Origin of the sequence: Mesorhizobium sp. BH1-1-5 (assembly GCF_020165615.1) — a bacterium.
In the GTDB taxonomy this organism is placed as follows: Bacteria; Pseudomonadota; Alphaproteobacteria; order Rhizobiales; family Rhizobiaceae; genus Mesorhizobium.
Genome location: NZ_JAIUIM010000008.1, coordinates 61,568 through 75,411, shown reverse-complemented (window position 1 = coordinate 75,411; position 13,844 = coordinate 61,568). Strand labels below are relative to the sequence as shown.

Below are 13,844 nucleotides of genomic sequence, written 5' to 3'. Positions count from 1 at the left end.
GGCGACGCGCTGGCTTCACCGCTTTGCCGACGATTGGCCCTTGCGCTTCGACTGGCGAAGCGGTCAAGTCCCGCCGCTTTTGCCAATCACGATATGGACTTCTCGATGTTCTTTGCATCCGACAACTGGGCGGGCGTCCACCCCGACATTTCGGCCAACCTTTCGCGCCATGCCGCCGGCACCGCTGTCGCCTATGGAGACGGCGATCTGGACCGCGCCGTCTATCGCCGCTTCAGCGAGATCTTCGAGCGCGAGGTGCAGGTCTTCTTCGTCGCGACCGGCACCGCGGCCAACGCGCTTTCGATGGCTGCGCTGAACCGCATCGGCGGCATCGCGCTCTGCCATTCCGAAGCGCATATGAATGTCGACGAGTTCGGCGCGATGGGTTTCTACACCGGCGGCGCGCGCATGGCGCCGGTGCCGGGACCACTGGGACGCATCAACCCTGAAGCTCTCGACCGGGCCATCAAACGCTATTCGCAGGATCTGGCCCCTGCCGGCCAGCCGATGGCGGTCACCGTCACCCAGGCAACCGAGGTCGGCACGGTCTACAGCGTCGACGACGTCCAGGCGATCGCCGAGGTCAGCCGCCGCCACAAGCTGCCGCTGCACATGGATGGCGCGCGCTTCGCCAATGCGATTGCGGCGACCGGCGTCAGCCCGGCCGAAATGACCTGGAAGAGCGGCGTCGACCTCATCTCCTTCGGCGGCACCAAGAATGGCTGCTGGATGGCCGACGCGGTGGTGATCCTCAATCCGGATGTCGGCAAGGACCTGCGCCTGCTGCGCCAGCGCGCCGGGCAGACCTTCTCAAAGGCGCGCTTCATCTCGGCCCAGTTCGAGGCCTATTTCACCGACGATCTGTGGCTGCGGATGGCCGGCCACGCCAATCAGATGGCAGCACACCTGGCCGAGACGATCGAGGATGCGCCGGCGGGCAAGCTCGCCTGGCTGCCGCAGGCCAATGAGGTGTTCGCCATCCTCAACCGCGAGACCGCCGGGAAGTTGCAGGCGGCCGGCGCCAAATTCCACGAATGGGGCTTGCCGCAGGGCTTCGACGGTCATATCGGCGACAGCGAAGCGATCTACCGCTTCGTCGCCAGCTTCGCGACGACGGCGCAGGAGATCGACCATCTCGGCCGGTTGCTGGCTTGAGGGTAAACTGATGACCAGACCGCCTCTCGGCTCGACGATGCGGCTGGTCCTGCCGGCGCCGAATGTGCTGGGCTTCTATGATGGTCGTGTCGATGGCGTTCGCATCTGGTCGGACGAGCCGAACTGGCTCGACGACGGCGCTTATATGCTCGGCATCTGCACCTATGCGATCGTCGATGGATCGCAGGCGCTCGTCTATGACACGCACGTCTCCCTGCCCCATGCCCGCTTCATCCGGCGCACCCTCGAGGACATGGGCGCGACCTCGATACGTGTCGTTCTCAGCCACTGGCATGACGACCATATCGCCGGCAACGAAGTGTTCCAGGATTGCGAGATCATCGCCAACAACCTCACCGCCTCGGCGCTTGAACGCGGACGGACGGACATCGAAAGCAGCAATCCGCCGATCAGGCCGCTCGTGCTGCCCAACAGGATGTTCGAGGACAGCCTCAGCCTGACGGTGGGCACTGTTGCTGTCGAGCTGCGCCAGGTCGAAATCCACAGCCATGACGGCACGGTGCTGCTGATGCCCGACGCCGGCCTGCTTCTGGCCGGCGACACGCTGGAAGATTCCGTCACCTATGTCTCGGAACCGGAACGCCTGAGCGAACATCTGGTCGACCTCGAGCGCATGGCCGGCTGGCAGTTCGACCGCATCCTGCCCAACCACGGTTCTCTGCAGGCGATCGAAGCGGGCGGCTACGACAGAAGTTTCATCGAAGCGACCGAAGCCTATGTTCGAAAGCTGCTTGCCTGCCGGCAAGACCCCGACCTGGCGAAGCAGGATCTAAGGACCTTCGGCAACGACATGTTTGCCACGACGGCGACCGAATATTTCGCGCCATACGAAGCCGTTCACCGGCAGAATGTCGAGGCTGTTCTCGCGGCAAGCGCCGGTAATGCGCGCTAGGCCAGCAAGGGCCGCAGCAGCAGCTCGACGCCGAGCAGGATCAGAAAAATCAGGAACCAGCGGCGGAAAGTCGCCGGGCTGATTTTCTGGCGCAGCACCTGCCCCAGCCACATGCCGAGCAAGGCCGGCAGCACGGCAAGCGCGGACATCGCCAGATGTCCGGCCTCGAAGGCGCCATGCGAGGCGAGGCCCAACGCCAGGGCGATCGTCGACACGGTGAAGGAAAGACCGAGCGCCTGGATCAGGTCGTCCCGGCTCAAGCCCAGCGCCTGGATATAGGGGACGGCGGGCACCACGAAGACGCCGGTGCCGCCGGTGACCAGGCCGGTGAGGAAACCCACGACCGGCGACGACCAGCGCTCGGCGCATGCCGGCACCGTCGGCTGCCGCGCGAGCAGGCTGTAGGCGGCATAGACGATCAATGCCGCGCCGAGGCCGGCGGTCGTCCATTTGACGTTGTCGCTGGCGAGCAGCCGCGAACCGGCGACGGTGCCGATCAGGATGCCCGCCATCATCAGCCACAGCCGGCGCAGGATCGCGGAAAAACTCGGGCCGGCGAAAAGCTGCCAGACATTGGTGACGAAGGACGGCACGATGAGCAGCGATGCCGCCGTCACCGGCGGCATGATGGCGCCCAGCAATCCCATCGCCAGCGTCGGCAGGCCCATGCCGGTCACGCCCTTGACGATGCCGGCGAGCAGGAAAGTGATTGCGACCGTGGCTGTCAGCAGCAGGGAAAAATCGGACATCGCCCTTCATGATCCGTCGCTGCACGCTCCAAAAGAGCCAGAAAGGCTCGTTGCCGGTGGCACAACAAAAAGCGGGGCCTCTCGGCGCCGCTTCCGTCTCGGGAGGGAGACGTCGTCTTTGATGCGGTCCGCGGGTTACGCGGCGGCCTTGGCCTCGATCTGCTTGGCCTTTTCCGAGGACTGGGTGATCGCGATCTTGCGCGGCTTCAGCTCCTCGGGAATGTTGCGCTTGAGGTCGACGAAGAGCAGGCCATTCTTCAGCGTGGCGCCATCCACTTCGACGTGGTCGGCCAGCTGGAAACGGCGCTCGAAGGAGCGCGAGGCAATGCCGCGATAGAGCAGCTCGGAACCCTCGTCATTACCCTCTTCCTTGCGCTCGCCCTTGACGGTCAGCACGTTGCGGTGGGCTTCGATCGAAATCTCGTCTTCCGAGAAGCCGGCAACGGCCATCGAGATGCGATAGGCGTTCTCGCCGGTACGCTCGATATTGTAGGGCGGGTAGGTCTGCGCGGTCTCGGGCTGGCCGAGCGAGTCGAGCATGGTGAACAGCCGGTCGAAGCCGACGGTCGAGCGATAAAGCGGGGAAAAATCAACGTGACGCATAAGGTGTTCTCCTGTTGAGCAACATGGTTTGCGTGTGGCCCGGTGCGAAACCCTCGCAAGGCGTTCCGGATAGGCCAGCGACCCCGACAATCGGCGGCCGCAACCCTCATTTGGGAAGCTCAAAAACCCATTTCAAGGTTTTCGCCGCGGTCGCAATGCGGCCACGTTGATGAACGGCGGATGAACTCGGGCTTCGGCATCCGTTCAGCCGGCCGGCCTTAAGCTTTGGTCAAGTTCGAGCAATTCCAGGAAAAGTGTGAAGCGGTTTTCCGTCCGGAATTGCGTTGAGACAGACAGACAAGCGGCGCCGCCTCTTTTTCCGCGCCGCGACGGGGCCGAACCGGGTGCAACGTCCCTTCCTCCCGGATCGACAGAGGCCGGAAGTGCGCCGGAGGCACTTCCGGCCTTCCTTTGGGAGTTGCCGCGTAAATCCTCGCAACGCCTTTGCTTTTGCCGTCTGGCCGTCTATCACCATGCCGACGCCTCGCCCGTCCGGGCAAAGAACAAGCAACGACGCGCCGAATGACGGATCTTTTCCATCTGACCGAGGACAATCCCGCGCCGCAGAATGCCGCGGGCGGCTTCTTCACCACGCCTGACGGCAAGAAGATCCGCTACGGCATCTTCGCCGCCGTGGCCCGTCCGCTTCAAGGCACTGTCGTCCTGCTGACCGGGCGCAACGAATGCATCGAGAAATATTTCGAAACCATCCGCGATCTCGCCGATCGCGGCTTCGGCGTCGCCGTCCTCGACTGGCGCGGCCAGGGCGATTCCAGCCGCCTGCTGCGCGACCGCCAGCGCGGCTATGTCCGCAGCTTCCGCGACTACATGCGCGACCTCGAGCAATTCTTCGAGGAGATCGTGCTGCCCGACTGCCGCGGCCCCTATTACATCCTCGCCCATTCCACGGGAGCGGTGATTGCGCTGCTTGCCTCGCCGTCGATGGTCAATCGCGTGCGGCGCATGGTGCTGCTGGCACCCTTCCTCGCCGTGCCAGACCTGCAGGTTTCGATAAGCACGGTGCGGCGCGTCTGCGCGATTTTCTGCGCGCTGGGCCTCGGCAGGCTCTACGCCGTGCTCGGTCCGCGGCCGAAAGTTCCGCCCGCCTTCGAAGTGAACAAGGTGACTTCGGATCCCGCACGCTACCGGCGCAATGTCGGCATCTACGAGGCCTGGCCGCAGCTGGCGCTCGGCGGCCCGACGATCCGCTGGCTGAAAGCGGCAGCGGCGGCCGCGGAAGCCGTCAGCGATCCGGATTTCATGGCAAGGGTCAAGGTGCCGATGCTGATCGTCGCCGCCGGCGCCGACCGGGTGGTCTCGACCAAGGCGGTGGAAGCCTATGCCAGGAAACTGCGCGTCGGCTCGCTGTTGATGATCGACGGCGCCGAGCACGAAATCCTGCAGGAGAAGGACATCTATCGCGAGCAGCTCCTGGCCGCTTTCGACGCCTTCATTCCGGGCACCGGCGACGCTCCCTGAGCGCGATCGAAATCCGGCGGCGGCCGGCCGTCGCGGCGCCGTGGATCAACCGCGCAGCGCCGCCATCGCCGCCGCGTGCAGTTCTGGCGTCGCGGCCGCCAGTACGTCGCCGCCCTTCTCGGCCGGACCGCCTTCGAAAGTGGTGATGACGCCGCCGGCCTTCTCGATGAGCGGGATCAGCGCGACGATGTCGTAGGGCTTCAGGCCCGGATCGGCGACGATGTCGATGCTGCCGGCCGCCAGCATGGCGAAGGCATAGCAATCGGTGCCGTAGCGGGCGAGTTGGACCTTTGTCTCGAACTGGTCGTAGCGCTTGCGCGCATCGCCCTTGAACAGGGCCGGCGTGGTCGTGAACAGCGTCGCTTGCGCAAGATCGGTCGTCTTGCGGGTCGCGAGCCTGCGCGGGCCGCCCGGTCCCTCATAGTGCGAACCGGAAGCGTTGGTGTAGAACAACTCGCCGGTGAAAGGTTGCGACATCATGCCGGCGACCGCATCGCCATCGACGGTCAGCCCGACCAGCGTTCCCCAGACCGGGATGCCGGAAATGAAGGCGCGGGTGCCGTCGATCGGATCGATCACCCAGACATGCCGGCTGGAAAGGTTCTGGCTGCCATGCTCCTCGCCGAGGATGCCATGCTCGGGATATTCGGCGGAGATCAGCGCCCGGATGACGCGCTCGGCCTCGCGGTCGGCCTCCGTTACCGGGTCGAAGCTTCCCGCCTCCTTGTTGGCGACCGTCCCCTGGCTGCGGAAGCGCGGCAAGGTCTCGGCGGCGGCGGCATGCGCGATGCGCCGCATGAAATCGGTGCTGATATCCAACTCGTTCTCCACCATCGCGGCTCTTGCCAGCCGCTCTTTCTCGCAGAACAGGCGCGCTGAAAACCGGTCAGGCGCCCGCTTTCTGTTGCCCGAATGCCACATCTGAACCGCCGAAGCGGAATTTCCACATCATATTGAATTAAAAAAGCCCGCTGTCGATTGACATTTGTGCGGCGCACAATAATTTTGTCATCGGACAGGTTTTCCTGTCCATGCCCTCCTTGGGCGTTTCCTCCCTAGACTTCGACCGTGTCGTGAAAACGATGCGGTCTTTTTTTCGAGCAATTCCTGGAAAAGTGTGAAGCGGTTTTCCGTCCGGAATTGCGTTTATAAAGAACTCGGCGCCTCGACCGCGCCGTCACTCCGCCGCGAGCGGCAAATCGACGAAATGATGGTCGGGCATCGACATCAGGTCGGCCGAGAAGCGGGTCAGGTCGCAGGCTAAGGCGTCGAAGCCTGCCGATTTCTGGAACGTCCGTTCATCCATGTAAAGCCCGCGATTGACCTCGACCTGCAGCGCATGCAGATGCCGCGCCGGCCTGCCGTAATGCTCGGTGATGAAGCCGCCGGCATAGGGCTTGTTGTGCGCGACCGTGTAGCCCATGCCGACAAGCAGGCTGATCGCCATTTCGGTGAGCGCCGGCGAGGCCGAGATGCCGAACCGGTCGCCGATGATGAAGTCGGGCCGCACGCCATTGTCGCCAACGCGGATCGAGGCCGGCATCGAATGGCAGTCGATCAGCACGGCATAGCCGAATCTGGCATGCGTCCTGGTCAGGAGCCGCTTCAGCGTCTCGTGATAAGGCTTGTACACCGCTTCGATGCGCGCCACGGCCTCGGCCAGCGGCAGGCGGCCGGGATAGATATCGAGCCCCTCGCCGACCAGCTTCGGCACCGTGCCCAGCCCGCCGGCGACGCGCGCCGAGCGGATGTTGCAGAAGGACGGCACCGGCTCCGCGAACATGCGCGGATCGAGTTCCCAGGGCTCGCGGTTGACGTCGAGATAGGCGCGCGGAAAATTGGCCGCCAGCAGCGGCGCGCCGAGCGGCACGGCGCCGCCGAAAAGCTCCTCGACATAGCAGTCTTCCGACCTGCGTATGGCGTTGCGGTCGAGGCGCGCCATGGCCAGGAAGCGCTCCGGATAGTGGCGGCCGCTATGCGGTGAATTGAACAGGAAAGGGACGCGCTGTTCGGCGCCCGATCGGATTTCGAAGGGTGGAACGACCGAAAAATCCTCGGCTGCCGTCTTCAATTTGTACGAACCAGGAAACAGCACTGCATCATGTCGCAAAACTTGCCACCTTGCGCCCGGCATGTCCAGCATTTCAGGCGGTGAAACCACGCCACGAACCACATGTTGGATGCCCTTCATTCACTTGATGTTTACCGGCTCCACCTCATATACAGGATGGTTAACGGCCTTGCCCGGCGGCAGGCTTGGGGCGGGTGATTCGGACGGGACACGATGGCACGCATTCTGCTGGCGGAAGACGATGACGATATGCGCCGCTTCCTCGTCAAGGCGCTGGAGCGCGCCGGCTACCAGGTGAGCGATTTCGACAATGGCGCCAGCGCCTATGAGCGGCTGCGCGAGGAGCCTTTCTCGCTGCTCCTGACCGACATCGTCATGCCCGAGATGGACGGCATCGAGCTCGCCCGCCGCGCCACCGAGATCGACCCGGACCTCAAGGTGATGTTCATCACCGGCTTTGCCGCGGTCGCGCTCAACCCCGATTCCAAGGCGCCCAAGGACGCCAAGGTGCTGTCGAAGCCCTTCCACCTGCGCGATCTCGTCAACGAGGTCGAGAAGATGTTGCAGGCGGCCTGAGCCGCCTTCGACCTGCATCGGAGCTTGCGTCGGCAAGCACTTCGCCGATGCGACAAACGGAAGCCGTCTTTCCACATTCGCGCTATTGACGCGCCTGATCAAAAGTGGTGTATGCGCGGCTTCGGATGGGCGTGTAGCTCAGCGGGAGAGCACTGCATTGACATTGCAGGGGTCACAAGTTCAATCCTTGTCACGCCCACCATCCTTCCAATAATTTAAGTAGACGACCGGTCCGCGCATGGCGATAGCTATCCGGAATCGACGAGTTTAGCGATCCTCCAGCGGCCCTACGCCGCTGGCTACCCGAGCTCCCCTTCGAACATGACGAGCACACGATTCGACGCCTTGAGCGCGAAGCGCATGGCTTCCTCATAGGCCGGGTCGGCGATCTCCAGCGACGGGAATTCCACAAGGACCATGCGCTTGGCGTCGCGCGCCTCGACGAGCATGGGCGGCCGCTTGGTCGTGTTGGTCCGTGCCTGGTATTTTTCGCCGATGGGCTTCCAGAGGCGGCTGTATTCGGCCTGCGCCTCCTGGTCCGAAATTTCGGTTCCGACGATGAGCCAATATCCCTTCACGCTGAAGCGCTCCCTGATGATTGCCGGCCTACACCATGAACTCGCCGCCATTGATGTGCAACAAATGTCCGGTGACGAACTTGCCCATGTCCGACGCGAGATAGAGGCAGGCATTGGCGACGTCCTCGGCGGTGCCGAGCGTCCTTAGCGGCACCGTCGCTTTCACATGCGCGTAGGTTTCCGCGAGGTCGGGATACCACGCCGCGTTCCTGTCGGTATCCAGCCATCCCGGGGCAATGCTGTTGGCGGTCACCCCGTCCGGCCCGCATTCCAGCGCCACGGCCTTCGCCAGTCCGTGCATGCCGTGCTTGGCGGCGACGACATGCGCCCTGTTTGCCAGCGGGAAAAGCGCATCCGTGCCCGCCATGTAGAGCAGGCGCCCATACCTCCTCCTGCGCATGTGCGGCAGCACCGCCTGGGTCAGGATGAAAGCCGATCCGAGATTGGTATTGATCACCTTCTGCCAGTCTTGGAAGGTAATATCCTCGATACGCTGATGAGGTCTTATCCCCACGCAGGATACCGCGATGTCGACGCCGCCCAGTTCCGCGACCGCTCTTTCGATCAAGGCGTTCATGGCCATCTCGTCGGTGCCGTCGCAAACAGCTGCCAGCGCCTCGACGCCGAGGGACCGCGCCTCGTCAGCGACGGCCTCGATCTTGGCCGCGTCGCTGCCCCCGGTTATGACGATGTGCGCCCCCGCTCGGGCCAGCGCCAGGGCAATGGCCTTGCCGATGTTTTGACCGGCCGCGGTAATGACCGCTACCCGCCCCTTCAAGCCGGGAACTTCCATTTGCTCACCTCTGGTCACAATCGCGCTGATGGACCGTCTCCAGTTCGGACCGGTCGCTTTGCAAGATGAGCAACCAAAGCCGAGGCTCCACCAGGAAGCAAGCCGCCATGGTCCGCAGCCGATAGAACCGTGACACGGCCCGAATAACCGGCTACGCAAGGCTGAAGGCGGGGGGTCGCACTAATTTCAACAGGGGCTCTGCTCTTTGGTCGGCCGGCAACGGCCTGCGGACTGCGATTTCCAATCGCGGGTCTCGACATATGAGCTCTGGCCCGAAAAAGCGTCGTATCTGGTTGCGCCTCTATCGTGAGCTCAAGCGCGCAGGCAAACGCGCCGGCGCGCCGCTTGCCACCCTCGCCCGGATTCGCGAACGGGCGGCAAGGCAAGCCACCCGCGATCGCCTGGCACGACAGCGCGTCGATGCCGCCCGCAGAGCCCACGAGGCGTCGCAGTCTGCCCCCGGGCTGGACAGCTTCATGCTCGTCCGCATCATCGGCAATGACCTGGAGCCGCGGCATAGGAAGGGCCAGTCATACGACAATGTCAGGTTCATCCTGGACAATGAAGCTGAGTTCCCGGACTGCGAGAAATTCTGGATCGTCAACCGCATCGTCGACCCCAAGGAGGAGGCGCGCATCGTCGATCTCCTGCAAAGCCGCGGCCAGAGCTTCCACAAAATCCCGTTCGAGCTCGACGCCTACCGGCAAGTTCCCTGGAACACTGACGGGCTTGCGAGGAACCAATCCAGGTTCACCAATGCCGACAGCCGGCCAGGCGGACAGAATGCATCGCGTTACGAAACGCATCTCCGCCACCGCAAGAACCTCCATGTGATGAACGCCAACACCGCGCGCAACGCGGCATTGGAGCTGGCCCGGGGGCGTGCCAAATGGCTGATGCCTTGGGACGGCAATTGCTATCTGACACAGTCGGCCTTCCAGGAGATCCGATCGGCGATCGGGCAGAACCCATATTTTCACTATGTCATCGTGCCGATGGCGCGCATCGTCGACAACGCGCTGGTCCTCGACGAGACATTCAAGCCGGCCGCGACGGAAGAGCCGCAGATCATTTTTCGCAGCGACACGGCCGAGCTGTTCGATGAACAATACGGCTATGGGCGCCGGCCGAAGATCGAAATGCTGTGGCGGCTCGGCGTCCCCGGACCATGGGACCGCTTTCGCGACGACGCATGGGATTTCCCGCGCCCGGGCTTTTCGAGGGATGCCGGGCTTTTCCAGACTGCGGGCTGGGTTGCGCGCCTGGATTCAGGGCATTCGCATCTGGAAATTGGCCGCGCCGGTTTCCGCGCGCGACTGGGCAAGCGCGACGAGGCGATCGTCGCCATGCTCGACCGCTGCGACGCCGCCGCGATCGCCCAAAAGCTCGATCCCGCGCGCCTGGCCTATTACGACGAGGCCAGGCTCGCCGCGGCCCGAGAAGGGCAGGACCCGCATGTCCGACAGGAGCTGCGCGCCTGCGCGGAGCAGGCGCTTCTGCGCGGTCCGTTCAGCGTCATGGACAAGAGCGGCCGTGCACCCAGCGGCGACCCGCACGACTATTTCCAGCCGGCCCCATATTGGTGGCCGGATCCGCGCAGGCCGGATGGGCTTCCCTATATCCGGCGCGACGGCGAGCACGCCCCCGGCACTGCATTGTATGCGGCGGGCAGCGAAGCCTATGACCGGACACGCCTGCAACGTCTTCTCGACGACACCACCGTGCTTGCCCTGGCGACGACCGTGCTTGGCGAGCCACGCTATGCCGATCATGCCGCGCGGCTCGTCCGGACATGGTTCCTGGACCCCGCAACGAGAATGAACCCGAACATGCGCTACGCGCAGGTGCGTTGGGGCCGCGACAACAATGAAGGCCCGGGATATGGCATCATCGAGCTCGCGGATCTCTACTTCTTTCTCGATGCGGTCAGGCTCATCGAGCGGGCCGGAGCGCTGGACGAGCGGGATAGTCAGGCCTTAAGGGCATGGCTGCGGTCATATTGCGAATGGCTGGACACCGCGCCGGCCGCGCAATTCGAATTCTACCGGCTGAACAATCACGGCGTTTTCTTCGACCTGCAGCGGGCCGCCATCGCGGCATTCCTGGGTGACGGCGCGGCGCTTGCGAAGGCAGGCCTCCATGCCCGCGAAAGGATCGCCGACCAGATCGCGGTCGACGGTTCCTTGCCGGAGGAGTTGTCGCGCACCCGCCCAAGGCACTACGCAATGTTTGCCTTGCAGGGCTGGACATCGCTGGCGCGAATCCTGTCCTCGCTCGGCGACGATCTCTGGGCATATCGGGCGAAGGACGGACAGGGGCTGGTCGCAGCTCTGCGCTGGGTGGCGGCGCATGCCGATACGCTGACCACGATACCGGGCGAAACTTTCGACAAGGAGTGCATCGAGCCCTTGCTGGACGATCTGGCGCGGCATGACGAAACCGCGGGCGCGCAGCCGCAAGCAACGAAGCCGGTCTTCCATCCGGACTGCGCGATTGCGCCATTCTGGATATGGCGGCGCCCCTGACTACCTCGCTCCAAGACCACGCAGCCAGGCGATCCGCCACCTTGCCTTGGCAATCAGCCCGGACCTCGGTCTCTTGCCCTGCACGATGCGTTGCCGGACCTTCCTCACGATCGGATCGGCCGGAGCAGCCTTGACCGCCCGATGCGCCATCGCAACCGCCCTCTCGCGGTCCGCCGCCGTTTCCTGGAGTATCCAGGCCGAACATGCCGCGGCATAGGGATAGCCTGCTTCACCGGCGGCAAAGAAGAATTCGAAATCCGTGGCATAGGGATACCTGTGCGACAGCATCTCTCCAAGCAGCCGCATGATCGTCACCGGTATCTTGCGGCGCGCCTGAAATTGCCGCGTCACCACGGATTTCAACACGGCCTCGCCCGAAGCGTAATCGCGCTCGCGAAAATAGGCCGACGCTATCTTCAACGCATAGGCATCATTGTCCCGATCGAGGGCGCGTGCCTTCTCCAGGACCTCTCGCGCTTGGCCGGGGGAAGCGGTCTGCTCGATGGCCAGGAACGCGGACTGATAGCCGAAGGCGGCTTCACGCGGATCGTAGTCCGCCTCGTGGTTCTTCAATTCGTTGAGAATGATCCCGGCTGATTGCGGCGCATCGTAGAGCGAGGACGAGGGCATGAGAGGCACATCGCCCATCAGCGACGCTATCTCGGCGTAGATGCTGAGTCCCGCGTGGATCCGCCGGCAGCGCGCCATCAGCGCCATCTCGAAGAACGCTTTCAGGGTCTCGTCCGCGAACGCGTCGGCGCCGAAATCGCCGGTCAGCATCGCCCCGGTCTCGGCCTTCAGATAGTCGAGCGTCGCGCGGTGCTGCCCGATCAGCAAGGTCGCCATGCCCAATCGCGAAAGCTCCGAGACGATCGCCCTGGCAAGGGTCGCGGGGATGACCTTTCTGGCATAGACGAGGCTCGCGCGATATCTGCCATGCACGATGTCGCCACTGCGCAGGTGAAGGGCCGCCATCGGGCTCGGAAAACGACTTTCATCGGCCTTGGCGATCGCTTCTTTGACTGCCGTCGAATAGTCGAAGCTGCGCAATGTCGCTGCCTGGCCGACAAGCTGCGTCGGCTCGCCGCGATAATGCCTCAGGATGCGGAGATCGTCGCAAATCCAACCGCGCAATTTCCTCTCCTTGGCGACCTCGCCGAGGCTGCGCCCGGCGAGAACAGCCTCGTCGAGAATGCCGAAGCCGGAGGTCTTGATCTTTTCGCCCAGCCAATGCCTTTCAATGAAATCGGGCGAAAAAATCCTATCGACGGCCTCCACGCTGTGGAACACTTTCTCGGCCGCGCCCCTTCGGCTCCAGGTGAAGCCGAACCGGTAACCAAAGGTGTCGGCCAGCGCCTTGGCGTTCGCCATTGCCAGAAGGCGGCCGCCCAGCCCGTCGATCCTGGTGGCGGCAATCAGTGTCGAGGCTGGATCAGACGGCGCCAAGACGGATGCCGCCCTTCTCGACATGCTCGAGGAACCACGCATAGGTCTGTTTCAATCCATCGCGCAGCGCGTATTTCGGGCGCCAGCCGGTCGCGAACAGGCGAGACACATCCATCAGCTTGCGCGGCGTGCCGTCCGGCTTCGTCGGATCGAAGGTGATCTCCGCGTTCAGGCCGACGACCGAGACGATGGTGCCGGCAAGCTCCGCGATGGTGGCGTCCTCGCCGCTCCCGACATTGACATGGCCGTCGCCGGAATAATTCTGCAAAAGCCAGGCAAAGGCGTCGGCGGCGTCGTCGACATGCAGGAACTCCCGCATCGGCCGGCCCGACCCCCACACCTGCAGGGTCTTTTGCCCGGTAAGCTTCGCCTCATGCGCCTTGCGCATCAGCGCAGGCACGACATGGCTGCTGTCGAGGTCGAAATTGTCGCCCGGACCGTAGAGATTGGTCGGCATGGCCGAGATGTAGTCGACGCCATATTGCCGCCGGTAGGCCTGGCAAAGTTTCAATCCGGCGATCTTGGCGACGGCATACCATTCGTTGGTGGGTTCGAGCGGGCCGGTGAGTAGCGCGTCTTCCGGGATCGGCTGCGGCGCAAGCTTCGGATAGATGCAGGACGAGCCCAGGAACAGGAGCTTCTGCACCCCGCTACGGAAGGCAGCCTCGATGACGTTGGTCTGCACGACGAGGTTTTCGTAAAGAAAATCCACCGGGAAGCTGTCATTGGCGAGGATGCCGCCGACCTTGGCGGCCGCCATGATCACCGCGTCCGGCCGCCGGTCCTCCATCCAGCGGCGCACGCCGGCTTGGTCGAGAAGGTCGAGCTCGCTCCGCGCCACGGTCACGATCTCGCAATCCTCGCCTGCCAGACGGCGCACCAGCGCCGAGCCGACCATGCCGCGATGGCCGGCGACGAAAATGCGCTTTCCTTTGAGATCGAAGCTCTTGTCCATA

General features: G+C 63.8%; 13 protein-coding genes and 1 tRNA gene. 6 read left to right on the top strand and 8 right to left on the bottom strand.

Going from position 1 to position 13,844, the window contains the following annotated elements; translation table 11 throughout:
* Nucleotides 1-105: 105 nt before the first annotated feature.
* Together LB572_RS12900 and LB572_RS12895 are read left to right on the top strand one after the other, a co-directional pair.
* Nucleotides 106-1,155 carry a threonine aldolase family protein gene (locus LB572_RS12900; protein ID WP_224667970.1) on the top strand — a complete coding sequence of 350 codons (1,050 nt, stop codon included), beginning with the start codon at nucleotides 106-108 and terminating at the stop codon, nucleotides 1,153-1,155.
* 10 nt (nucleotides 1,156-1,165) lie between these two features.
* On the top strand, nucleotides 1,166-2,068 hold the full coding sequence (locus LB572_RS12895) for an MBL fold metallo-hydrolase (RefSeq protein ID WP_224667969.1): 903 nt from the start codon (nucleotides 1,166-1,168) through the stop codon (nucleotides 2,066-2,068).
* Here LB572_RS12895 and LB572_RS12890 read toward each other — a convergent pair.
* Together LB572_RS12890 and LB572_RS12885 are read right to left on the bottom strand one after the other, a co-directional pair.
* Nucleotides 2,065-2,817, bottom strand: coding sequence for a sulfite exporter TauE/SafE family protein (locus LB572_RS12890; RefSeq protein ID WP_224667968.1), 753 nt, complete (start codon nucleotides 2,815-2,817; stop codon nucleotides 2,065-2,067). The two genes, LB572_RS12895 and LB572_RS12890, sit on opposite strands and share 4 nt — an antisense overlap.
* Nucleotides 2,818-2,952: 135 nt before the next feature.
* Nucleotides 2,953-3,420, bottom strand: coding sequence for an Hsp20 family protein (locus tag LB572_RS12885; RefSeq protein ID WP_140807267.1), 468 nt, complete (start codon nucleotides 3,418-3,420; stop codon nucleotides 2,953-2,955).
* 522 nt (nucleotides 3,421-3,942) lie between these two features.
* Between LB572_RS12885 and LB572_RS12880 the strand changes: the two genes are divergently transcribed.
* A complete protein-coding gene (locus LB572_RS12880) occupies nucleotides 3,943-4,899 on the top strand; it encodes an alpha/beta fold hydrolase (RefSeq protein ID WP_224667967.1) in 957 nt (318 codons plus the stop codon).
* A gap of 45 nt (nucleotides 4,900-4,944) precedes the next feature.
* Here LB572_RS12880 and hisN read toward each other — a convergent pair whose 3' ends face one another.
* Complete coding sequence (gene hisN, locus LB572_RS12875) at nucleotides 4,945-5,718, bottom strand: histidinol-phosphatase (RefSeq protein WP_224667966.1); 774 nt, start codon at nucleotides 5,716-5,718, stop codon at nucleotides 4,945-4,947.
* A gap of 358 nt (nucleotides 5,719-6,076) precedes the next feature.
* Nucleotides 6,077-7,033, bottom strand: a complete 957-nt coding sequence (locus tag LB572_RS12870) for an N-formylglutamate amidohydrolase (RefSeq protein ID WP_224667965.1) — start codon at nucleotides 7,031-7,033, stop codon at nucleotides 6,077-6,079.
* Nucleotides 7,034-7,183: 150 nt separating this feature from the next.
* On the opposite strand from LB572_RS12870, the gene cpdR reads away from it, so the two are divergent.
* Entirely contained in the window at nucleotides 7,184-7,546 is a 363-nt protein-coding gene (gene cpdR, locus LB572_RS12865) for a cell cycle two-component system response regulator CpdR (RefSeq protein ID WP_006199474.1), read from the top strand.
* 127 nt (nucleotides 7,547-7,673) lie between these two features.
* Nucleotides 7,674-7,748: transfer RNA gene (locus tag LB572_RS12860), tRNA-Val, on the top strand.
* A gap of 97 nt (nucleotides 7,749-7,845) precedes the next feature.
* Here LB572_RS12860 and LB572_RS12855 read toward each other — a convergent pair.
* Nucleotides 7,846-8,124, bottom strand: a complete 279-nt coding sequence (locus LB572_RS12855; RefSeq protein WP_224667964.1) for a DUF1330 domain-containing protein — start codon at nucleotides 8,122-8,124, stop codon at nucleotides 7,846-7,848.
* A 28-nt stretch (nucleotides 8,125-8,152) separates the two neighbouring features.
* Nucleotides 8,153-8,917: an SDR family NAD(P)-dependent oxidoreductase gene (locus LB572_RS12850; RefSeq protein WP_224667963.1), complete on the bottom strand. Its 765-nt coding sequence runs from the start codon at nucleotides 8,915-8,917 to the stop codon at nucleotides 8,153-8,155.
* A 476-nt stretch (nucleotides 8,918-9,393) separates the two neighbouring features.
* Between LB572_RS12850 and LB572_RS12845 the strand changes: the two genes are divergently transcribed.
* The gene (locus LB572_RS12845) at nucleotides 9,394-11,442 is read left to right on the top strand and encodes an alginate lyase family protein (protein WP_224667962.1); all 2,049 of its coding nucleotides are present in this window, start codon (nucleotides 9,394-9,396) and stop codon (nucleotides 11,440-11,442) included.
* Here the strand turns inward: LB572_RS12845 and LB572_RS12840 are convergent, their stop codons facing one another.
* Both LB572_RS12840 and fcl read right to left on the bottom strand, forming a co-directional pair.
* Entirely contained in the window at nucleotides 11,443-12,888 is a 1,446-nt protein-coding gene (locus LB572_RS12840; RefSeq protein WP_224667961.1) for a hypothetical protein, read from the bottom strand.
* Nucleotides 12,875-13,843 (bottom strand): GDP-L-fucose synthase, encoded by a 969-nt coding sequence (fcl, locus tag LB572_RS12835; RefSeq protein WP_224667960.1) that lies wholly within the window; start codon nucleotides 13,841-13,843, stop codon nucleotides 12,875-12,877. Before fcl ends, LB572_RS12840 begins: the two co-directional genes overlap by 14 nt.
* Nucleotide 13,844: the final 1 nt, after the last annotated feature.